We start from the raw sequence: 19851 nt of genomic DNA, 5'->3' as shown, positions 1-19851 counted from the left end.
GGCGAGGGAGCTTGCTCCCGCTGGGCTGCGAAGCGGCCCCAAATAGCAACCTGACGACTCGCTGTGTCAGGCAAACCCAAGGGGCTGCTGCGCAGCCCAGCGGGAGCAAGCTCCCTCGCCACAAAAGCCGTGCAATTTTGTTCAGGAGGACGTCATGGAACGACACCACTTCACCACCTCGATAACCGCCCTCCTCTTCGTTTTCTCCGCCTGTGTGCTGGCCGCTCCCGACAGCCAGCGCCAGGCCCAACTGCAACACCTGCTGGACCAGGATTGCGGCGCCTGCCACGGCCTGTACCTGACCGGTGGCCTCGGCCCGCCCCTGACCCACGAAGCCCTGGCCGGAAAATCCCGCGACAGCCTCATCGCCACCGTCACCCTCGGCCGGCCCGGCAGCGCCATGCCCGGTTGGGCCGCGCTGCTCGAACCCGACGACATCCGCTGGCTGGTGGACCGGCTCCTTCAAGGAAAACCCGCCCCATGATCCGTTCTCTCCTGTCCTCCACGGCCATCGCCCTGCTGCTCTGCGGTTGCGCCCAGACACCGTTGCGCGGCACCGGCGATTTGGGCGTGGTGGTGGAACGCGCCAGCGGCAGCCTGCAAATCATCGAAAGTGACACCTGCACCGCCCTGGGCCGTGTCGAAGGCCTAGGCGACCTGTCCCACGCCTCGGTGGTGTTCTCCCGCGACCAGCGCTACGCCTATGTGTTCGGTCGCGACGGTGGCCTGAGCAAAGTCGACCTGCTGGGCGCACAAATCGAGCGGCGGATCATCCAGGGCGGCAACAGCATCGGCGGCGCAATCAGCCAGGACGGCAAGCTGATCGCTGTCTCCAACTACGAGCCCGGCGGCGTCAAGGTATTCGATGCCCAGACCCTGGAACAGGTCGCCGACATCCCGGCCACGCCATTGCCCGGCGGCCAGAAACGTTCACGCGTGGTCGGCTTGGTGGATGCACCGGGACAACGCTTCGTGTTCAGCCTGTTCGACACCGGCGAGATCTGGACCGCCGACTTCAGCCAGGGCCTTACCCCGCGCATCGAGCGTTTCACCGCCATCGGCCAGCAACCCTACGACGCCCTGATCACCCCCGACGGGCGTTATTACATGGCCGGGCTGTTCGGCGAGGACGGCATGGCCCAGCTCGACCTCTGGCACCCGGAGCGCGGCGTGAAACGGCTGCTCGGGCACTACGGACGCGGCCAGGACAAGTTGCCGGTGTACAAGATGCCGCATCTGGAAGGCTGGGCCATGGCCGACCAACAAGCCTTCGTACCCGCCGTCGGGCATCACCAGGTGTTGGTGATGAATGCCCAGGACTGGCAGCAGACCGACGCCATCGCCGTGGCCGGCCAACCGGTGTTCGTCACGGCGCGACCGGATGGCCGGCAACTGTGGGTCAACTTCGCTTATCCGGACAACGACCGCGTCCAGGTCATCGACACCCAGACCCACGCCATCGTCGCCGACCTACGGCCAGGCCCGGCGGTGCTGCACATGGAATTCACCGCACGGGGTGACCAGTTGTGGCTGTCCGCCCGGGACGGTGGCGAGGTCCAGGTCTGGAACCCGTATCGGCTCGAACGCCTGGGCAGCCTACCGGCCCTGAGCCCGAGCGGCATTTTCTTCAGCAGTCGCGCACACAAGTCGGGGTACTGACCATGACACCCAGCTCACTGGCCCGGCGCCTGATCGATCGATTCCAGCATGGCCTGCCATTGTGCGCCGAGCCCTATCGGGCCATGGCCGAGGCCCTGGGCTGCAGCGAAGCCCAGGTCATCGATTGCCTGCACCACCTGCACGTGGCCGGGACCTTATCGCGGGTCGGCCCGGTGTTCGAACACACCCGCGCCGGGGCCAGCACCCTCGTCGCCCTGGCCGTGCCCGAAGACCGCCTGCACCAGGTGGCGGCACGCGTCAGCCAATACCCGGAAGTCAATCACAACTATGCCCGGGAACATCGCTACAACCTCTGGTTCGTGCTGACCGGCCCCAACCGGGCGCACCTGGACAACATCCTCCAGGAACTGGAACACGACACCGGTCTCACGCCCCTGGACCTGCCCATGCTCACCGCCTACCGCATCGACCTGGGCTTTGCCCTGGAGGCCACCCCATGAACCTCACCCTGAGCGAACAACAGTCACTGGCCTTGCGCCGCCTGCTGGAAACCGGCCTGCCCCTGACATCTCGTCCCTTCCAGGCCTTGGCCGAACAGATCGAGGCCAGCGAGCCACAAGTGCTCGAACAGGTGCAGCGCTGGCATGAACAGGGCCTGTTCCGTCGTGTCGGCCTGGTGGTCAACCATCGCGCCTTGGGGTTTGCCGCTAACGCCATGCTGGTGCTGGATGTGCCGGACGCCCTGGTCGATGAAGTCGGTCGGCGCCTCGGCCAGGCCCCGGGCATCAGCCTTTGCTACCAGCGTCCACGGCGCCTGCCCCAGTGGCAATACAACCTGTTCTGCATGATCCACGGGCGCCAGCGTGACCGCGTCGAGGCCCAGGTCCAGGCGCTGCTGGAAGAACACCTGCTGGACGACCTGCCCCACCAGCTGCTGTTCAGCACGCACCTGTTCAAGCAATGCGGCGGACGTTTCGCCGCACCGGTCGGAGCCCGCAGCGATGGATGACCTCGACCGGCGCCTGATCAATCGCCTGCAATTGGGCCTGCCACTGGTCCGTCATCCTTGGCAGGCCCTGGCCGAGGAACTGGACAGCAATGCGACCGAACTGCTCGACCGCCTGCATGAACTGCTCAACGACGGCGTGCTGACCCGCTTCGGCCCGATGTTCGACATCGATCGCCTGGGCGGTGCGTTCACCCTGGCGGCACTGGCGGTGCCCGAATCGCGCTTCGAAACCATCGCCGAGCTGCTCGCGGACATGCCCGAAGTCGCCCACAACTACCGCCGCGAACACATCTGGAACATGTGGTTCGTGCTCGCCTGCCCCAGCGAACAGGCGATCAACGACACCCTGCTGCGCATCGAGCACCTGACCGGCCTGGTGCCGCTGAACCTGCCCAAAGAGGAGACCTACCATGTCGGCCTGTACTTCCCCGTCTGAGTCGTTGTGGCAAGCGCCGCCATGGCTGGATGAAACGCCCTTGGCCCTGCGTTTGGTGGAACTGACCCAGGCCGGCCTGCCCTTGCTCGAAGACCCCTGGGCCTGGCTGGCCGAACAACTGGGCTTGAGCGTGGAATCCACCCTCGACCTGCTCAAGCGCCTGCAGGCCGAAGGCGCGATCCGGCGCATCGCCGCCGTGCCCAATCACTATCGCCTGGGTTATCGCCACAACGGCATGACGGTGTGGGACGTGGCCGATGCCGATATCGCACGCCTCGGCGCCCTGCTGGGAGCACAGCCCTTTGTCAGCCACTGCTATCGGCGCCCGCGCCGACCCGGTTGGCGCTACAACCTGTTCGCCATGGTCCACGGCCGCAGCCGCGACGAAATCGACCGCTACCGCGAACACCTGCGCTATTTGCTGGGGGACGCCTGCGCCGCCGACGACATGCTGGTGAGCAGCCGTATCCTGAAAAAAACCGGCCTGCGGCTGTCGCCTGTGGGAGCAAAGCTTGCTCGCGAAACAGGGGCGTCGGTTTCTGAAGAGCGGCATCAGCTTCATCGCGGGCAAGCCTTGCTCCCACGGAGCGACTTATGTTGAGGATCAGCCACTACCTGCGGGCCCTGGCCGGGCATTGCCCCGCCCCACGCGTCGCGCCACCGGGCAGCCAGCGCCCGCCGGTGGTGATCTGGAACTTGCTCAGGCGTTGCAACCTGACCTGCAAGCACTGTTACGCAACATCCGCCGACAGCGTGTTTCGCGATGAACTGGACACAGCGGCGGCGCTCCAGGTCATCGATGACCTGCATGATGCCGGTGTGCGCGTGCTGATCCTGTCCGGCGGCGAACCCCTGCTGCGCGACGATCTGTTCCAGCTCAGCGCCTATGCTCGCGACAAAGGTTTTTTCCTGGCCCTGTCCACCAACGGCACATTGATCGACGCCACCAACATCGAACTGATTGCCGCGGCGAACTTCGACTACGTCGGCATCAGCATCGATGGCCTGGAAGCGACCCACGATGAATTCCGCCAGCTCAAGGGCAGTTTCGCCAGTTCCATGGCGGCCATCCGGCTCTGCCGCGAACAAGGGATCCGGGTCGGGTTGCGCACCACCCTCACCCAGCAAAACCATGCCCAGCTGCCACGATTGCTGGACTTGATGGATGAATACGACGTACAGAAATTCTACCTGTCGCACCTCAACTACAGCGGCCGCGGCAAGCGCAGTCGCAAGCTCGATGCCCAGCAGCAGATGAGCCGCGAGGCCATGGACTTGATCTTCGAACGGGCCTGGCGCGACATCGAACAGGGCCGCGACAGTGATTTCGTCAGTGGCAACAACGATGCCGATGCGATCCTCTTGCTGCACTGGGTATCCCGGCGCTTGCCCCAGCACTACGCCGCACTGGAGCAGATGCTGCGGGCCTGGGGCGGCAATGCCTCGGGCAGCGGCATTGCCAACATCGACAATACCGGCGAGGTCCACCCCGATACCTACTGGTGGCAGCACTCGGTGGGCAACGTGCGCCAGACAGCGTTCAAGACCCTCTGGTCAGAGCGCCCCGATGCCCTGCTCTCGAAGCTGCGCGAACACCCCCGGGCCGTGGGCGGCCGCTGCGGGCAATGCCGATGGCTGGACATCTGCAACGGCAATACCCGCACCCGCGCCTGGGCCGACGGCGACCTGTGGGGCCAGGACCCCGGCTGCCACCTCAGCGATGACGAAATTGGCCTGCACCCGATCCCCAGCGTTGCGCTGCCCTGCGCCTGATGAACCGACGGCGAACCTGATACCGAACCAAGGAAGTCCCATGCCTGTCTCCATCGTTTTGCCCGCTGCCCTGCAATCGCCCTTCAGACCAGGCGAGGTCGCCCTGGTCGGCGCCGGCCCCGGTGATCCGGGCCTGTTGACCTTGCGCGCCTGGAGCCTGTTGCTGCAGGCCGACGCGGTGGTCTACGACCGCTTGATCAGCGCGCAATTGCTCAGTCTGATTCCACTCACGTGCGCCCGGCATTACGTCGGCAAGGCGGCCGGCTGCCACAGCCTGCCCCAACCACAGATCAACGAACTGCTGGCCGACCTGGCCGACCAGGGACAACGGGTGGTGCGGCTCAAGGGCGGCGATCCGTTCATCTTCGGTCGCGGCGCCGAGGAACTGGAGTATCTGCTGGCGCGGGGTATCGATTGCCAAATCGTGCCTGGTATCACCGCCGCTGCCGGGTGCAGCACTTACGCCGGCATTCCCTTGACCCATCGCGACCTGGTCAATTCCTGCCGTTTCATCACCGGTCATTTGCAACGCGAAGGCGACTTGAACTTGCCTTGGCAAAGCCTGGCGGATGACAGCCAGACCCTGGTGTTCTACATGGGCTTGTCGAACCTCGGCACCATTGCCACGCAGTTGATCGCGGCGGGCCTGGCGGCTGATACGCCGGCGGCGTTGATCAGCAACGGCACGCGCCCCGACCAGCAGGTCCTGCGCGGTACTCTCCAGCAACTGCCGGAGCTGGCGCAGGCGTGCGCCGAAGGCCTGCCGACCTTGACGGTGATCGGCAAGGTGGTTGGCTTGTTTGCCCATCAGGTATTGGAGCATCCGGCCCGCCTGCACCCGGCCCTACCGCTCCAGCCAAATATCGCGAGGGTCGCCTCATGAGAATCGGCTGGCTTGCCCCATTGCTGTGGATCGGCACTGTCCACGGCGCCACGGTGCCGGAACCGGACCTGGCGTCTGCCGAACAGACCTACCAGCAACACTGCCAGCAGTGCCACGGGGTCAATCGCATCGGTGCTGCCGGGCCGGCACTGTTGCCGCAAAGCCTGAGCCGGATCAAGCCCGACGAAATCCGCCAGGTGATCACCCATGGACGCCCGGCCAGCCAGATGGCGGCGTTCGGCGCAGTGCTGACGTCTGCGCAGATCGATGGCCTGACCCACTACCTTCAACGTCCGCCCGCCGTTGAACCGACCTGGAGCGAGGACGACACCCGCCGCAGTCATCGCTTGCTGGCGAATGTCGCCACCCTGCCCGATAAACCCCAGCATCACGCTGATCCGCTGAACCTGTTCGTGGTGGTGGAGGCTGGCGATCATCACGTCGATATTGTCGACGGTGATCGCTTCGAGGTCCTGGCGCGCTTCGCTTCACACTTTGCGCTGCATGGCGGACCGAAATTTTCCCCGGACGGACGCTTCGTCTATTTCGCCTCCCGGGACGGCTGGATCAGCCTGTATGACCTGCACAACCTCACGCTGATCGCCGAGGTGCGGGCCGGGCTCAATACCCGCAACCTGGCGGTGAGCAAGGACGGGCGCTGGGTGCTGGTGGGCAACACCCTGCCGGGCAATGTGGTGGTGCTGGATGCCCGCGATCTGTCACTGGTCAAGACCGTTGCAACGGTGGGCCTGAACGGCCAGCCGTCGCGGGTCAGTGCGGTGTATACCGCGCCGCCGCGCAACAGCTTCATCGTGGCCTTGAAAGACGTGAAAGAGGTCTGGGAACTGTCCAGCGGACCGAACCCGGACTTCGTGCCCCGACGGATCGAGGCCGAGGATTACCTCGATGATTTTTCCTTCTCGCCCGATTACCGGCAGTTGCTCGCCACCTCCCGCAAGGCCCAGGGCGGCCAGGTGATCGACCTCGACACCGGGCGGATCGTCACTGACATCGCGCTGCCGGGCATGCCGCACCTGGGCTCGGGGACCTATTGGAAACGCGATGGGCACTGGGTGTTCGCCACGCCCAACATCAGCAAGGGATTGATCTCGGTGATCGATTTCGACACCTGGAAAGTCATCAAGCAGATCCCCACCCTGGGCCCGGGTTTCTTCCTGCGCAGCCACGCCAACTCCCGCTACGCCTGGACCGATGTGTTCTTCGGCCCGGACAACGATGCCATCCACCTGATCGACAAACAGACCCTGGAAATCGCCCACACCCTGCGGCCCATGCCCGGCAAGACCGCCGCCCACGTCGAGTTCACCCGCGATGGCCGCTACTTGCTGTTGAGCATCTGGGATAGCGATGGCGCGCTGATCGTCTACGACAGCAACACACTCAAGGAAATCAAGCGACTGCCCATGAACAAGCCTTCGGGCAAGTACAACGTCGGCAACAAGATCGAGTTTGCCGAGGGGACGTCGCACTGAAAAAAAGGGGCTGATGCGCAGCCCCCAATATCAACCGCTCTGAGACACCTGGGTGTCAGGTCTCAGGGCCGCTACGCGCCCCAGCGGGAGCAAGCTCCCTCGCCACAAAAGCAGGGGTCGACTTCATTTTTGAGTACGAGCGCAACCCTGTGGCGAGGGAGCTTGCTCCCGCTGGGCTGCGCAGCAGCCCCAAAACAGGCCTGACCCACCCCGGTGCCAGGCCCAAAGGGACTTTCCCCTCACCAGGTAAGCACCGCCCCCACCGCAAACGTGTCGGTGTCTTCGTTCTGGGCGCTCGTATCGTGGCCATTGATTTCGAACTGGTTGTACTCGGCCACGAGCTTGAGGTTGTCGTTGATGTCATGGAACAGTGCAATGCCACGGGTTTCGTAATCGGCACCACTGCCCACCACGCCGTTGCCGTCGTCATCGGTCTTGCCGTAGGACAGCGCCAAGCGGTTCTTGCCCAGCTTGTAGGAGCCCTGCAACAGGTAGCCCTTGCTGTCGACATTGCGCAGGGTGGCTTCACCGGCGTTGTTGGTGAAGAACGGGTTGATGCCCTTGGCCTGGAACCCCGAACCGGTGAGCGACAGCCCGCCCATCTTGGCCTGCACGCCGTAGCCCAGGCCCTTGGAGGTCACTGACTCGACCGTGGAATCGGTGTTGTCCGAAGTCTGGTAGCTGCCGTTGAGCCAGCTGTAGATCTTCGCCCCGCCCAGGTCGAACTGGTAGGTGATCTCGCTCTCGGTGCGCGGGTTTTCCTGATAGGCCTTGCCGGTGGCGCTGTTGTCGTTGGTGTCCACCGGGTCCATGATCCCCACCGCCACCCGCAGCCCATCCATCACTGGCGTGCGGTAGGTAATCTGCGAGGTCGGGAACGGGTACGGATAGCCGCTGCCAATGTTGCCGAACGACACGCCACCGCCGTCCACCAGCCCCAGGGTGTCGCTGACCTGGCCATAACCGGCGAGCAGCTCGTCCAGCAGGATGTTGGAGCGGGCAAACAGACCGAAGTCCTTGCCGATCAGCACTTCGCCCCACTCCGGGTTGGCCACGGTGCCGTAGAACTGGCGCACGTCGATGGCGGTGTCGGTGCCGTTGGTTTCGCTGTCGTTGATGGTTACCCAGAACGAGGCCCGGGCACCGAGCTTGAGGTCATCGACCTGCTTGCCCATGTTGAAACCCAGGTAGTTGGGCAAAAAGCCCATCTTGACCCGCGCCTGCCGACGGTCGTACTGCTCACCCGCGCGGTCGACGTCGCTGTTGACGTAAAAGGCGTTGATGTAGCCGTCGGTGGAAAAGGTGGTCTGGTCCTTGTCGTACAGCATGATTTCGGCGTTGGCCCAAGGCGTCAGGCCCAGGCTCGAAACACCTACGATGACCGCAGGCAAAAAACGTTGGCGGGTATTTTTATTGTTGTGCATGGCGCGCTCCGCAACAGGGGACGGGATGTCGGAGGCGATTATCGAAAGGCGCCAGGGCGCGTCATACGCTGCCTTGGGAGCGATTGGCGGATGCTTTGGCAGCGCCGGCCCGGCGCGGCAGTTTGGGTGTAAGACGGCGAGGCTGGCGGGTGCGGTACTTTGGGTGTGGGCCGCAAGGTGGCTTGGGAGGGATCAACCCATTGGGCAGTCATAGTGAGTTGGCTGGTTTGGGGCTGCTGCGCAGCCCAGCGGGAGCAAGCTCCCTCGCCACAGGGGTCGCACCCACACTCAAAATTGAAGTCAGATCCAGCTTTTGTGATGAAGAAACTTGCTCCTACAGGGTTTGCACCGTGTTGCTTTTGTGGCGAGGGAGCTTGCTCCCGCTGGCCTGCGCAGCAGGCCCCTCGCCTTCGGCTCAGAACCGCGGCTTGACGGTCTTCCAATCCGGCCGGTAACGCTGCATCTGCCGCACATCGTCGCGCTGGCGAATGCCGCAACTGAGAAATTGCTCATGCAGCTTACCCAACTGATCCCGGTCCAGCTCCAAGCCAAGCCCAGGCGCCCGGGTGATCTTCACGCAGCCGTCGACAATCGGCAGCTTGCCGCCCTTGATCACTTCTTCATCCGGCTCCTGCCACGGATAATGGGTGTCGCAGGCATAGTCGAGGTTCGGCACCGCGGCCGCGACGTGGGCCATGGCCATGAGGCTGATGCCCAGGTGCGAGTTGGAATGCATCGACACGCCCAGGCCGAAAGTGCTGCACATTTTCGCCAACACCTGGGTGTCCCGCAGGCCGCCCCAGTAATGGTGGTCGGCCAATACGATCTGCACGCTGTCCAGGGCCACGCTGCGGCGGAACTCATCGAAATCGGTGACCACCATATTGGTCGCCAGCGGCAACCCCGTGCGCTTGTGCAGCTCGGACATACCCGCAAGTCCCGGCGTCGGGTCTTCGTAATACTGCAGGTCATCCCCCAGCAGTTCGGCCATGCGAATCGAGGTTTCCAGGGACCAGTTGCCATTGGGGTCGATGCGCAACGGGTAGCCGGGAAACGCCTGTTTCAGCGCCTTGATGCAGGCGACTTCATACTCCGGATCGAGGGCGCCAGCCTTGAGCTTGATGCTCTTGAAACCATAGTCCTGGATCATCCGCCGGGCCTGGGCGACGATCTGCTCTTCGTTGAGCGCCTCGCCCCAATTGTCGGCCGGGTACGGCGAATCAATGTGCTCGGCGTACTTGAAAAACAGGTACGCGCTGAACGGAATCTCGTCGCGAATCGCGCCGCCCAGCAGGTCCACCAACGGCACGTTCAGGTAATGGGCCTGCAAATCCAGGCACGCCACTTCGAACGCCGAATAGGCATTGCTCACCGCCTTGCTCGCGTGGGAGCCCGGCGCCAGTTCGGCACCGCTGACGCTGGCCGGCTTCTGCGCAGCGACGGTCGCCTGGACGATGGCCCGCAACTGGTTGAGGTTGAACGGGTCCAGGCCGATCAACTGGTTCTGCAATTGCTGCTGGATCGCCAGGGCCGGGGCATCGCCATAGCTCTCCCCCAGGCCGATATAGCCGTTGTCGCTCTCGATCTCGATGATCGAGCGCAGCGCGAACGGTTCATGGATACCGCTGGCGTTAAGCAAGGGTGGGTCGCGAAAAGCGATGGGGGTGACGGTGACGCGTTTGATCTTCATATAGCGGCTCCCAATCAGTGTTGAGGAAAGGGACGATGATGGACGCGGCGAATTGTTCCCGTCTAATCTAACTTGGCTCTTGATTGATACCTGGATTGAATCAATGTTTGAACTGGCCCAGTTGCGCTGCTTTACCACCGTGGCGACCGAACTCAACTTCCGGCGTGCCGCCGAACGCCTGAACATGACCCAGCCACCGCTGAGCCGGCAGATCCAATTGCTGGAGCATCACCTGGGGGTCGAACTGTTCACCCGTAGCACCCGCAGCGTGGCGCTCACCGCCGCCGGCCGGGCGTTTTTCGTCGAAGCGCAGAACCTGTTGGAACAGGCGCAACAGGCCGCCGAGGCCGCCAAACGTTTTGCCAAGGGTGACATCGGCTCGGTGACCATCAGCTTCGTCGGCAGCGCGGTGTACGAGTTTCTGCCCAAGGTGATTGCCGAGGCCCGGCTGAAACAGCCCCAGGTCAAAATCGTCCTGGCGGAAATGAACACCTACCAACAGCACGAAGCCCTGCGCGCCCGGCGCATCGACCTGGGCATCGTCCGCTCGCCGCTGCTGGAAACCGGCTACGCCACCGAATGCCTGGTGCGCGAACCTTTCGTGCTGGCGGTGCCCGCCGGTCATCCGCTGGCCAGCGCCGAATCCGTCAGCGTCCACGACTTGGACGCGCAACCGTTCCTGATGTACTCCCACGCCGCCTACCCGCCCTTCAACGAACTGCTCACCGGCATGCTCCGCTCGGCCCGGGTCGCGCCGCAATTCGTGCAATGGCTGGGGTCGTCGCTGACCATCCTGGCCCTGGTCAACGCCGGCATGGGCCTGGCCCTGGTACCGCGTTGCGCCAGCAGCGTGGTGTTCAAGCAAGTGGTGTTTCGCGAGATCGATTTGGGCGAAGGGGTGCAGAGCGAGTTGCACCTGGTGTGGCGGGAGGATAACGACAACCCGGCGTTTACCATGTTGCTGGAAGGGATTCGGGGGGCGGTTCGAGAAGGACTTTAAGGCCTACACAAAAGCTGTGGCCTGTGAAACCCGTGGCGAGGGAGCTTGCTCCCGCTGGGCTGCGAAGCAGCCCCTGGTGCTGACACCGAGGTGTGCCAGGTTTATGGGGAGCAGGTTTTTTGGGCTGCTGCGCAGTCCAGCGGGAGCAAGCTCCCTCGCCACATTGTCAGCGCTCTTGAGCCGTGCGACCGGCTGGTTTGCCAACGCCTCACTTCAAGTTGTACGATGACCGACGAGCACGCATCGCTCGCGTTCCTAATACCTACAACAACAAGGAAATCCCATGAAAAAAGCGACATTGGTCATTAGCTTCTTGTGCCTGTTCAGCGGCTACGCAGCGGCAGCCCCTTCGTCGGCCGAGCAGGAAGTGGCCCAGGCGGTCGACCACCTGACCCAAGCCATGCTGCACAAAGACATCCCCCAGCTCCAGGCACTGGCCGCCGAGAACCTGACCTATGGTCACTCCAGCGGCAACATTCAGGACAAGAAAGCCTTCATCGCCGACATCGAAACGGGCAAGAGTGCGTTCAAGACCCTGGAAATGAAGAACCAGAAAATTACTCTGTCCGGTGATGTGGCGCTGGTGCGCAATCACTTCTCGGCCCAGGCGCTCAAGGGCACTGAAGTGGTGCCGACGGAAATCGAGAACTTCCAGATCTGGCAGAAGCAGAAGAATGGCAAGTGGCTGCTGATCGGGCGTCAGGCGTTTCGGTTCTGATAGCGGGTTGACCGGGAAGACCTCTGTGGCAAGCGGAACTCTGTTCACTTGAGGCTGCTGTGATTCCCGTGGCGAGGGAGCTTGCTCCCGCTGGGCTGCGTAGCGGCCCTTTCTGTGAGCGCTTCGCACTCAAGCGGGAGCAAGCTCCCTCGCCACGGATTGCTGCCCTCGCCGCTTGTATTCCCTCAAGTCGCGGCCCATTGCTCCCGGTACTGCAACAGGAAATCCACAAACGCACGCACCCGCTGCGGCACGTACCGCCCATGGGGATACAACAAGGTGAACGGACGCGAACGTCCCGCGAAAGGCATTAGCACCTCCACCAACTGCCCGCTGGTCAACTCCTGCTCCACGATGAATTTGTAGGTCTGGAACAATCCTGCGCCATGCTTGGCCAACGTCACCCCGCCCAGTACATCATCCGAGCAGCAATACCCGCCCTGCCCGAACACTTCCTTCTCCTTGCCCTCGACATTGAATAGCCAGGAAATCCGTCGCCCGCTGCTGGGCAGTTCGAACTGGATGCACTCGTGGTCATCCAGGTCTTCAAGCACCTGCGGCGTGCCAGCCTTGCGCAGATACTCCGGGGAGGCGACCACCACCAGTTTCGCGTCTTCCAGCAGCCGGGCGATCATCGACGAGTCGGGCTGGGCCCGCACTCGGATGGCAAGGTCATACCCTTCGGCAACAAAATCGATGTTTCGATTGCTCAGGTGCAGGTCCACCGTCACTTGCGGGTACAGCGCCCGAAAAGCCGGGAGCAAGGGCAGGATGCGATGGTGACCGTAGGTGGTGGGCAGGCTGATGCGCAGTTGCCCGGACGGCACCGATTGCGCGCCCATCATTTCCTGTTGCGCCTCGACCAGTTGCGTCAGCGCTTGTCGGCATTGCTCGAAATAGGTCCTGCCGGCTTCGGTCAAGCGGATGCTGCGGGTGGTGCGCACGAAAAGCCGTGAGCCCAGGCGCTCTTCCAGGCGAAAGATCGAGCGGCTCACCGCCGCAGGCGTAACGCCTGCCAACTGCGCCGCCGCCGCGGTGAAACTGCCCGCCTCCGCCGCGAGGCAGAACAGTTCTATGCTGCCCAACTGCAGGTCTTCGAAATGACGCTTCATGATTCGTTACACCGCGTATCAACTGAAGTTTCCAAATGCCTGTTTATCAGTCCGTGGCGTATAAATACAGTGGCCTTGCAATACGCGGGCGTTGTCCCGCGTCCATTTCCCACCCGCTGGAGTGCACCATGCCTTTCGTCAATGTGCGAATTACCCGAGACGGCGTTACCCGTGAACAGAAAGCCCAGGTGATTTCCGAAATCACCGAAACCCTCCAGCGCGTGCTGGGCAAGGACCCGCATTTGACCCATATCGTGATCGAAGAAGTCGACACGGATAATTGGGGATATGCGGGGATGACGACGACTGAGTATCGAAGTCTTCCCAAGGAGTAAGGCCCCACCTTTGCGAGCCCGGTCCGATTGACCGGGCTTTTTTCTGCCTGCCAACCCGTCAACCCTGTGGGAGCGAGCCTGCTCGCGATAGCGGTGTGTCAGTCAATATCAATACTGACTGGCCTGACGCTATCGCGAGCAGGCTCGCTCCCACAAGGGATTGCTGGCGAACGCGGATTTTGCGATCAGCCGGGAACATTGTGGGAGCGGGCTTGCTCGCGAAGACAGAGTTTCAGTCAGAACTCTGTAGCTGACACACCGCCTTCGCGAGCAAGCCCGCTCCCACAGGGATTTATGGGTGCTCGAGATTGATTACATGACGTATCAACTCAAGTACCAGACGCCTTATTTATCAAACCCTGGCGCATCAATACCCTGAGCTCAACCACCGCCAACACAGGCGCACCGGTTCAACTCAATGTGATCAGGAGTCAATCATGAGCCTCAACAAAACCGTCATCATCACCGGCGCTTCCAGTGGTATCGGCCTGGGCTTGGTCAAGGCATTCCTCGCTCGGGGCTACAACGTGGTGGGCAATGCCCGCTCCCCGTCCGGCCTGGACGCTGCCGCCGCCGAGCTCGGTCACCCGGCCGGTTTCCTCGGCGTGGCTGGCGACATCTCCGACCCGGCCACCTCAACCGCCCTCATCAGCCAAGCCGTCGAGGCGTTCGGCGCCGTTGACGGGCTGGTGAACAACGCCGGTTTTTTCCTGCCAAAACCCTTCGTCGAATACAGCCCCCAAGACCTGGACGCGCTGCTGGACACCAACCTCAAGGGGCTCGTCTTTGCCAGCCAGGCCGCTGCCGCGCACATGATCGGGCGCCAGCAAGGCTTCATCATCAACATTTCAGCTGCCGTGGCCCTGCAACCGAACATCCAGGTGCCCGCAGCACTGCCGGTGCTGATCAAGGGCGGCGTCAACCAGATGACCCGCGCCCTGGCCCTGGAACTGTCGCCCCACAACATCAAGGTCAACGCCGTCGCACCTGGCATTATCGACACCCCGATGCACGACCCGGCGCACCGCGACTTCCTCAACCACCTGGCCCCGGCCGGTCGTGTGGGCACCATCGAGGAAATTGCCGAGGCCGTGTTGTACCTGGCGGGTGCTGATTTCACGACCGGCGCGATACTGCCGGTGGACGGCGGGATGAGCACAGGCAAGTGGTAAACAGGCAAGTGTCAAAAAACAAAAACCCCGGAGGCCAGGCCTTCGGGGTTTTCGTGACGCAAAGGATTCAGAGCGAGTAGGAGATACCAGCCTGCACGGTTCGCGGTGCGCCTGGGTAGGCGTAGACGCCTCCGAATGCACCTTCTTCGTAGTCGGCGTCAAACAGGTTCTTCAGGTCCAGGTTGAGGCGGATCCGCTCATTGACCTTGTAGTAGCCGAGCAGGTCGACGACGGTGTAGCTGTCCATGGTAAAGGTGCTGGCCGCCGTATTGCCGGCCCGCTCATCGACGTACTTGGCGCCCAGGCCCAGGCCGAGGCCCTTGAGGCCGCCGTCCTGGAACTCGTAGACGTTCAACAGGCTGAAGGAGTTCTTGGGCACGTTGAGCAAACGGGTGCCGGACGGGATATTGATGTCCTTGGTCACTTCGGCATCCACATACGCATAACCGCCGATCACGCGCCATTCTGGCGTCAGGTTGCCCGCCACGTTCAGGTCAAAGCCACGGCTGCGCACTTCCCCGGCGGCCAGGTTGAAGGTGGGATCCAACGGGTCGGGCGTGAGCACATTGCGCTTTTCAATCTGGTAGACCGCCGCGTCGACGCTCAACTGACGATCCAGGGCTTCCCACTTGACGCCCATTTCGTAGGACTTGCCCTCTTCCGGCTTGAATCCCCCGCCTTGAAGGGCGGCACCGGTGTTGGGTTTGAACGAGCGGGCGGTATTGGCATAGACCGCCACGGTATCGGTCAGATCGTAGATCACCCCCAGGCGTGGAGTGACGGCATTTTCAGTCTTGTCCCAGTTACGGCTACCGGGCCGAGTCTGAGGGACGAAGGATTCGTACTCATGCTCGAAATGTTCGAAACGCGCCCCTGCCAACACCTTCAGGCGCTCAGTCAACGCCACCTGTTCCTGGACAAACACACCAAACGTCTTGAGATTTTCCTGGTCATCGGTGGGCTTGCGCGTCAATGCCGGGCGTGGCTGGCCATGCACCGGATCGAAGATATCGATCGGGTAGGTACCGGCGGCACCAGAGGAGCGCTGAATGATCGACTGGTAATCGTAGTCTTCGTACTCGATCCCCGTCAGCAACGTGTGCTCGAACCCGCCGGTGGAAAAATGCCCGGTGAGGTTGAGCTGGGTGTCCCGGTCGGTCCATTCCAGCTTGCGGTAGTTGAAGTTGCGACTGAGGGTACGCCCATCGGCGCCGATGCTGTTGCCCTCCACGGCATTGCCCTGCAAGGTGCCGTCGAGCCACTGGGTGCCGCCGGCCAGGGTCCAGTCGTCGTTGAGCATGTGCTCGAAACGCACCTGCAGCATGTTGTTGTCGTTGTGCAGCTTGCCCACGTCTTTCTCGCCGAAGAAGGTATCCCGCGACGCGGTGCCACGCTGGCCGGCGTAATGGGTCAAGCCACGGTCCAGCGGCGCATTGTTGCGCATGAAATCGCCTTCGAAGGTCAGGCGCGTGGTGTCGTTGACCTGCCAGCTCACCACCGGCGCGATGCCGTAACGCTCGGTCTCGACGTGGTCGCGGAACGTATCGCCGCCCTCACCCACCACGTTCAGGCGATAAGCCAGGCGCCCTTCTTCGTCCAACGGACCGGACGCATCGAGCGTGCCGCGACGCATCCCCTGGTCGCTGACCTGGCTGCCGAGGGTCACCGTGCGCTCGGCCAACGGCTGCTTGGACACCACGTTGAAGGTACCGCCCGGGTCGCCGCGGCCATAGAGCATCGTGGCCGGGCCACGCAGGACTTCCAGGCGCTCGATGGTGTTGGCGTCCGGCATGTTCGGGTAGCCACGGTTGATCGGGAAACCGTTGCGGTAGAACTCGCCGGTGGTGAAACCGCGGACAGTGAAGGTGGTCAGGCCCTGGCCGCCGAAGTTGTTCGCCCGGCCTACACCGCCGGCGTAATCGAGGGCGTCTTGCAGGCGCGTGGCACTGAGGTCTTCAACGACATCGCGGGAAACGACGGAAATGGATTGTGGGGTTTCATGGATCGCCGTGTCGGTACGGGTCGCACTGGCCGAGCGGGTGGCGTGATAGCCCTTCACCGGGCCCTGCGCCGTTTCATAGTCTGAATTGCCGACGATATCGGTGGCTTGCAACTCCAGGGAGGCCGGCTTGGCAGGGATTGGCTCTTCGGCCCAGGTGGGAATGGAATAAGCTTGGAGCACACACAGTGAAACGAGAATCCGACGCATCGATGCACAATCCTAATGGAAAAAAGCCTCCACATCGGGAGGCTGACAAGAATGTGTCGCGAAAGATACAGTAACTCATTGTTGTTTGATATCTATTCCCATTAACGACGGATGTTTTTGTGACTGCTTAGTCAGCCATCGCGAGCAAGCATTGCTCCCACAGGGATCTTTAGTGGATACAAGTCTTGGGATTGGCCCCTGCTCTGCGCTGTGGGAGCAAAGCTTGCTCGCGATGGCGCCAGGACAATCTCCCCAAAACCCTACTGACCCAGCGCAATCGACTCCTCCTCGACCCGCTGGAAAAACCTCTGCGCACGTACATCCTGGGTATAAGCCACATTCAACCGCAGCCAATCACACACCTCCCCTTGCGGCAGGAACGTCGAGCCCTGGGACAGTTGGATGTGCAGTTCCCGGGCGATCTGCTGCACCCGCTGCGCCGCCAGGCAGCGCGGTCTGGCCCAGATGAACAGGCCCCCCATCGGCTCGGCAAAGATCTCCCAGTGGGCCGGGTCCAGTTGGCGCAGCGTACTTGCCATCTGCTTGTTCAGGCGCTGGCGCAAGCGCTGGATCAGCTTGCGGTAGGCACCGTTGGCCAGCAACGTCGCCACTACGTTTTCCGCCAGCAATGAACAACCAATGCCGGTCACCATCTTGACCTCGGCCAGGCGCTGGATGATGTCGGGCTGGGCCACCACGTAACCGATGCGCAGCGAGCTGGACAGCGTCTTGGAAAAGCTCGCCAGGTAGATCACCCGGTCCAGGGCGTCCAGGGAAGCCAGGCGCGACGTCGGGCCATTCTGGAAATCGGCGTAGATGTCGTCCTCGATGAGGCGAAAGTCATGGGCCGTCGCCAGTTGCAGCAGGCGGTAGGCCACGCTCGGCGCCAGGCTGGTGCCGGTGGGGTTCTGGTACATGCTGTTGATGAAGAAGTACGAGGGTTTGTGCTCGCCGAGTAACTGTTCCAGGCGGGCGATGTCCGGGCCTTGGGCGGTTCTCGGCACGGCCACGGTCTTCACCCCGTGCAATTTCAGCAAATTGAACAGGTTGTAGTAGCCGGGGCTTTCCACCAGCACCAGGTCACCGGGCTTGAGCAGGGTTCGCACCAGCAGGTCGAGGCCCTGGCTGGCGCCTTGGGTGGTGATGATCTGTGTCGGGTCGACGTGAATGTCGATCAGGCCCAGGCGCTTTTGCAGGTGCAGGCGCAGATGAGGCGAGCCCAACGGGGTGCTGTAGTTGAACAATGCGTGGTTGTCGCTGCGCACCACTTGGCGGATCGCCTGGCCCAGGTCGGTGTCGTCGCGCCAGGCGTCGGGCAGCCAGCCGCAACCGAGCTTGAGCTGGGTCGATTCATTGTCGAACAACTGCCACGACGGGTTATCCGTATCAGGTGGCGGTTGCACCGGCCGGGCCAACTGTTGCGCGACAAAAAAGCCCGCGCCATGCCGAGACTCCAGCACCCCGCTGGCCACCAGTTGGTCATAGGCCTTGATCACGCTCGACAGGCTCAGGCTATTTTCCCGGGCCAGTTGGCGAATCGACGGCATCCGTGCGCCGGGGCGAATGCCATGGGCGTCGATCCAACCCGTGAGGTGCGTCACGAGCTGGCGGATCACCGGCTCGGCAACGTTGCGATCAATCTTCAGGTCCACGGTGGGCACTCTTGGTCAAGTGTTCTCGATTTTCCGAAAAACAGTTAAACACAAATGGCTGGCGGCTGTTCCTTGTTTGCGTTGTGCCCGGCAGTGATAGTCCCCGGGACTTCTTGCACCCCCTTTAAGGAACACCCTTGAACCCATCGCATCGACATTCCTGGGGGCTGGCCTTCGGTCTTTGCCTGATCACCCTCGCGGTCAACCTGCAGGCACCGCTGTACACCACCTATGCGCAGTTGTCCGGCTATGGGGCCGGGGCCACGGCGGTGGCGTTCTCCGGTTATGTGCTGGGCGTGCTCCCGGTGCTGCTGGCGTTCGGCGGGCTGGCCGACCGGGTCGGCCGCAAACCGTTGATCCTGGTTGCCCTCGGGCTGTCGATGCTGGCGACGCTGGTGACCCTGCTCTGGCCGAACCTGGTGGCGCTGGGCGTGGCGCGCCTGATGATGGGGGTCGGCACCGGGCTGGCCTCGGCCACGTCGACCGCCTATATGGCCGAGCTCATGGCAACCCGCGATACCCGCGCACCGGCCAACCGGGTGACCGCCAGCACCTCCCTGGGCTTTGGCCTGGGGGCAGCATTGACCAGCCTGTTCCTGTTCGTCCACCACAGTGCCACGCCCGGCAGCTTCTGGTTGCAGCTCGCGTTGGCCGCCCTGGCGATCGTCGTGGTCTGGCGACTCCCGGACCCGGCGCTGAAAACCAAAGACGCGCCGCTGCTGCGCCTGCCGTTGTTTCCCGCTGGCAGCCTGCCCTACAGTTTTTCCATGCTGTTGGCCTGGGCGACGTCGGGCCTGGTCATCGCCCTATTGCCGTCCGTGCTGGCGACCCACGATTTGCAGCGCTGGTCTGGCCTGTCGACCTTCACGGTCATCAGTTGCGGCTTGCTCTTCCAGCCTTGGGTGCGCCGCCTGCAACCGGCCAGGGCGACGTGCCTGGGCCTGTTGATCCTGCCCGCGAGCTACGCGTTGCTGGCCTGGGGCGCGAGCGTCGGCTCGCTGTTCGCCGTGTTGCTGGGGGCATTGGGAGCCAGCAGCGCCTGCTACGGTTTCCTGTACCTGGGCGGGCTGTCGGCCATCACGGCCATGGCTGGAGCGCAGAAGGCCCGGGTCAGTGCCGGGTTTTTCCTGTTCGCCTATGTCGGGTTCAGCATCCCGGTGGTGGTGACCGGGTTGCTGGCTGACGCTTTTGGCGCTGACGTGGCGTTGATCGTGTTCGGCCTGGCGCTGCTGGCGGGGGCGGTTGTCACGGGATGGCGCATCGTCCGGACCGAGGCTGATATGGCCCACTTTTCCCATGGCTGAACAAAAAACCGTTGTGGCGAG

The 19851-nt window shown here is 62.9% G+C and carries 19 protein-coding genes; 14 read left to right on the top strand and 5 right to left on the bottom strand.

Features of this window, described 5'->3' with window-relative positions:
• Positions 1–154 precede the first annotated feature (154 nt).
• Genes M1D99_RS14590 through M1D99_RS14550 form a run of 9 tightly spaced genes read left to right on the top strand, consistent with a single transcriptional unit; the run spans position 155 to position 7214 of the window.
• Entirely contained in the window at positions 155–484 is a 330-nt protein-coding gene (locus tag M1D99_RS14590; RefSeq protein ID WP_434576115.1) for a c-type cytochrome, read from the top strand.
• Positions 481–1659 (top strand): cytochrome D1 domain-containing protein, encoded by a 1179-nt coding sequence (locus M1D99_RS14585; protein ID WP_434576113.1) that lies wholly within the window; start codon positions 481–483, stop codon positions 1657–1659. Before M1D99_RS14590 ends, M1D99_RS14585 begins: the two co-directional genes overlap by 4 nt.
• 2 nt (positions 1660–1661) lie before the next feature.
• Positions 1662–2120, top strand: a complete 459-nt coding sequence (locus tag M1D99_RS14580) for an Lrp/AsnC family transcriptional regulator (protein WP_434576111.1) — start codon at positions 1662–1664, stop codon at positions 2118–2120.
• Positions 2117–2629 (top strand): siroheme decarboxylase subunit beta, encoded by a 513-nt coding sequence (gene ahbB, locus M1D99_RS14575; RefSeq protein WP_434576109.1) that lies wholly within the window; start codon positions 2117–2119, stop codon positions 2627–2629. Before M1D99_RS14580 ends, ahbB (M1D99_RS14575) begins: the two co-directional genes overlap by 4 nt.
• Positions 2622–3065, top strand: a complete 444-nt coding sequence (locus tag M1D99_RS14570; protein WP_434576108.1) for an Lrp/AsnC family transcriptional regulator — start codon at positions 2622–2624, stop codon at positions 3063–3065. Before ahbB (M1D99_RS14575) ends, M1D99_RS14570 begins: the two co-directional genes overlap by 8 nt.
• Entirely contained in the window at positions 3040–3666 is a 627-nt protein-coding gene (gene ahbB / locus M1D99_RS14565; protein WP_411387432.1) for a siroheme decarboxylase subunit beta, read from the top strand. The genes M1D99_RS14570 and ahbB (M1D99_RS14565) overlap by 26 nt, the downstream gene beginning before the upstream one ends.
• Complete coding sequence (gene nirJ / locus M1D99_RS14560) at positions 3660–4838, top strand: heme d1 biosynthesis radical SAM protein NirJ (RefSeq protein WP_434576106.1); 1179 nt, start codon at positions 3660–3662, stop codon at positions 4836–4838. Before ahbB (M1D99_RS14565) ends, nirJ begins: the two co-directional genes overlap by 7 nt.
• Before the next feature lie 40 nt (positions 4839–4878).
• Entirely contained in the window at positions 4879–5721 is an 843-nt protein-coding gene (gene cobA, locus M1D99_RS14555) for a uroporphyrinogen-III C-methyltransferase (protein ID WP_434576104.1), read from the top strand.
• Positions 5718–7214, top strand: a complete 1497-nt coding sequence (locus M1D99_RS14550) for a cytochrome D1 domain-containing protein (RefSeq protein WP_458132072.1) — start codon at positions 5718–5720, stop codon at positions 7212–7214. The genes cobA and M1D99_RS14550 overlap by 4 nt, the downstream gene beginning before the upstream one ends.
• 239 nt (positions 7215–7453) lie before the next feature.
• Here M1D99_RS14550 and M1D99_RS14545 read toward each other — a convergent pair whose 3' ends face one another.
• Both M1D99_RS14545 and M1D99_RS14540 read right to left on the bottom strand, forming a co-directional pair.
• On the bottom strand, positions 7454–8638 hold the full coding sequence (locus M1D99_RS14545) for a porin (RefSeq protein ID WP_434576100.1): 1185 nt from the start codon (positions 8636–8638) through the stop codon (positions 7454–7456).
• Positions 8639–9053: 415 nt separating this feature from the next.
• The gene (locus M1D99_RS14540) at positions 9054–10328 is read right to left on the bottom strand and encodes a glucarate dehydratase family protein (protein ID WP_434576098.1); all 1275 of its coding nucleotides are present in this window, start codon (positions 10326–10328) and stop codon (positions 9054–9056) included.
• A gap of 103 nt (positions 10329–10431) precedes the next feature.
• Here M1D99_RS14540 and M1D99_RS14535 point away from each other — a divergent pair, with 103 nt between their 5' ends.
• Positions 10432–11328 carry a LysR family transcriptional regulator gene (locus M1D99_RS14535; RefSeq protein ID WP_434576096.1) on the top strand — a complete coding sequence of 299 codons (897 nt, stop codon included), beginning with the start codon at positions 10432–10434 and terminating at the stop codon, positions 11326–11328.
• 283 nt (positions 11329–11611) lie between these two features.
• Complete coding sequence (locus M1D99_RS14530; protein ID WP_434576094.1) at positions 11612–12046, top strand: nuclear transport factor 2 family protein; 435 nt, start codon at positions 11612–11614, stop codon at positions 12044–12046.
• 185 nt (positions 12047–12231) lie between these two features.
• Here the strand turns inward: M1D99_RS14530 and M1D99_RS14525 are convergent, their stop codons facing one another.
• Positions 12232–13158, bottom strand: a complete 927-nt coding sequence (locus M1D99_RS14525; protein WP_458132071.1) for a LysR substrate-binding domain-containing protein — start codon at positions 13156–13158, stop codon at positions 12232–12234.
• A 128-nt stretch (positions 13159–13286) separates the two neighbouring features.
• On the opposite strand from M1D99_RS14525, the gene M1D99_RS14520 reads away from it, so the two are divergent.
• Both M1D99_RS14520 and M1D99_RS14515 read left to right on the top strand, forming a co-directional pair.
• Positions 13287–13493: a tautomerase family protein gene (locus M1D99_RS14520; protein ID WP_025213530.1), complete on the top strand. Its 207-nt coding sequence runs from the start codon at positions 13287–13289 to the stop codon at positions 13491–13493.
• A 437-nt stretch (positions 13494–13930) separates the two neighbouring features.
• The gene (locus tag M1D99_RS14515) at positions 13931–14665 is read left to right on the top strand and encodes an SDR family NAD(P)-dependent oxidoreductase (protein ID WP_186728586.1); all 735 of its coding nucleotides are present in this window, start codon (positions 13931–13933) and stop codon (positions 14663–14665) included.
• A gap of 67 nt (positions 14666–14732) precedes the next feature.
• On the opposite strand, the gene M1D99_RS14510 is transcribed toward M1D99_RS14515, so the two are convergent.
• Entirely contained in the window at positions 14733–16874 is a 2142-nt protein-coding gene (locus tag M1D99_RS14510; protein WP_458132070.1) for a TonB-dependent siderophore receptor, read from the bottom strand.
• 260 nt (positions 16875–17134) lie between these two features.
• Positions 17135–18526 carry an aminotransferase-like domain-containing protein gene (locus M1D99_RS14505; protein ID WP_458132069.1) on the bottom strand — a complete coding sequence of 464 codons (1392 nt, stop codon included), beginning with the start codon at positions 18524–18526 and terminating at the stop codon, positions 17135–17137.
• Between the two features lie 137 nt (positions 18527–18663).
• Here M1D99_RS14505 and M1D99_RS14500 point away from each other — a divergent pair, with 137 nt between their 5' ends.
• Positions 18664–19830: an MFS transporter gene (locus M1D99_RS14500; RefSeq protein WP_458132068.1), complete on the top strand. Its 1167-nt coding sequence runs from the start codon at positions 18664–18666 to the stop codon at positions 19828–19830.
• Positions 19831–19851: the final 21 nt, after the last annotated feature.

This window comes from Pseudomonas sp. R3-41, from assembly GCF_054161485.1.
The sequence above is the reverse complement of the archived record's forward strand: the minus strand, read 5'-3'. Positions and strand labels throughout refer to the sequence as shown.

Excerpts from the sequence above, each read along its gene's own strand:
- ahbB (WP_434576109.1), top strand. The coding sequence starts at position 2,117 with ATGAACCTCACCCTGAGCGAACAACAGTCACTGGCCTTGCGCCGCCTG.
- M1D99_RS14580 (WP_434576111.1), top strand. The coding sequence starts at position 1,662 with ATGACACCCAGCTCACTGGCCCGGCGCCTGATCGATCGATTCCAGCAT.
- M1D99_RS14570 (WP_434576108.1), top strand. The coding sequence starts at position 2,622 with ATGGATGACCTCGACCGGCGCCTGATCAATCGCCTGCAATTGGGCCTG.
- M1D99_RS14520 (WP_025213530.1), top strand. The coding sequence starts at position 13,287 with ATGCCTTTCGTCAATGTGCGAATTACCCGAGACGGCGTTACCCGTGAA.
- M1D99_RS14585 (WP_434576113.1), top strand. The coding sequence starts at position 481 with ATGATCCGTTCTCTCCTGTCCTCCACGGCCATCGCCCTGCTGCTCTGC.
- M1D99_RS14525 (WP_458132071.1), bottom strand. The coding sequence starts at position 13,158 with ATGAAGCGTCATTTCGAAGACCTGCAGTTGGGCAGCATAGAACTGTTC.
- M1D99_RS14515 (WP_186728586.1), top strand. The coding sequence starts at position 13,931 with ATGAGCCTCAACAAAACCGTCATCATCACCGGCGCTTCCAGTGGTATC.
- M1D99_RS14540 (WP_434576098.1), bottom strand. The coding sequence starts at position 10,328 with ATGAAGATCAAACGCGTCACCGTCACCCCCATCGCTTTTCGCGACCCA.
- cobA (WP_434576104.1), top strand. The coding sequence starts at position 4,879 with ATGCCTGTCTCCATCGTTTTGCCCGCTGCCCTGCAATCGCCCTTCAGA.
- M1D99_RS14510 (WP_458132070.1), bottom strand. The coding sequence starts at position 16,874 with ATGCGTCGGATTCTCGTTTCACTGTGTGTGCTCCAAGCTTATTCCATT.
- ahbB (WP_411387432.1), top strand. The coding sequence starts at position 3,040 with ATGTCGGCCTGTACTTCCCCGTCTGAGTCGTTGTGGCAAGCGCCGCCA.
- M1D99_RS14590 (WP_434576115.1), top strand. The coding sequence starts at position 155 with ATGGAACGACACCACTTCACCACCTCGATAACCGCCCTCCTCTTCGTT.
- nirJ (WP_434576106.1), top strand. The coding sequence starts at position 3,660 with ATGTTGAGGATCAGCCACTACCTGCGGGCCCTGGCCGGGCATTGCCCC.
- M1D99_RS14545 (WP_434576100.1), bottom strand. The coding sequence starts at position 8,638 with ATGCACAACAATAAAAATACCCGCCAACGTTTTTTGCCTGCGGTCATC.
- M1D99_RS14550 (WP_458132072.1), top strand. The coding sequence starts at position 5,718 with ATGAGAATCGGCTGGCTTGCCCCATTGCTGTGGATCGGCACTGTCCAC.
- M1D99_RS14535 (WP_434576096.1), top strand. The coding sequence starts at position 10,432 with ATGTTTGAACTGGCCCAGTTGCGCTGCTTTACCACCGTGGCGACCGAA.
- M1D99_RS14530 (WP_434576094.1), top strand. The coding sequence starts at position 11,612 with ATGAAAAAAGCGACATTGGTCATTAGCTTCTTGTGCCTGTTCAGCGGC.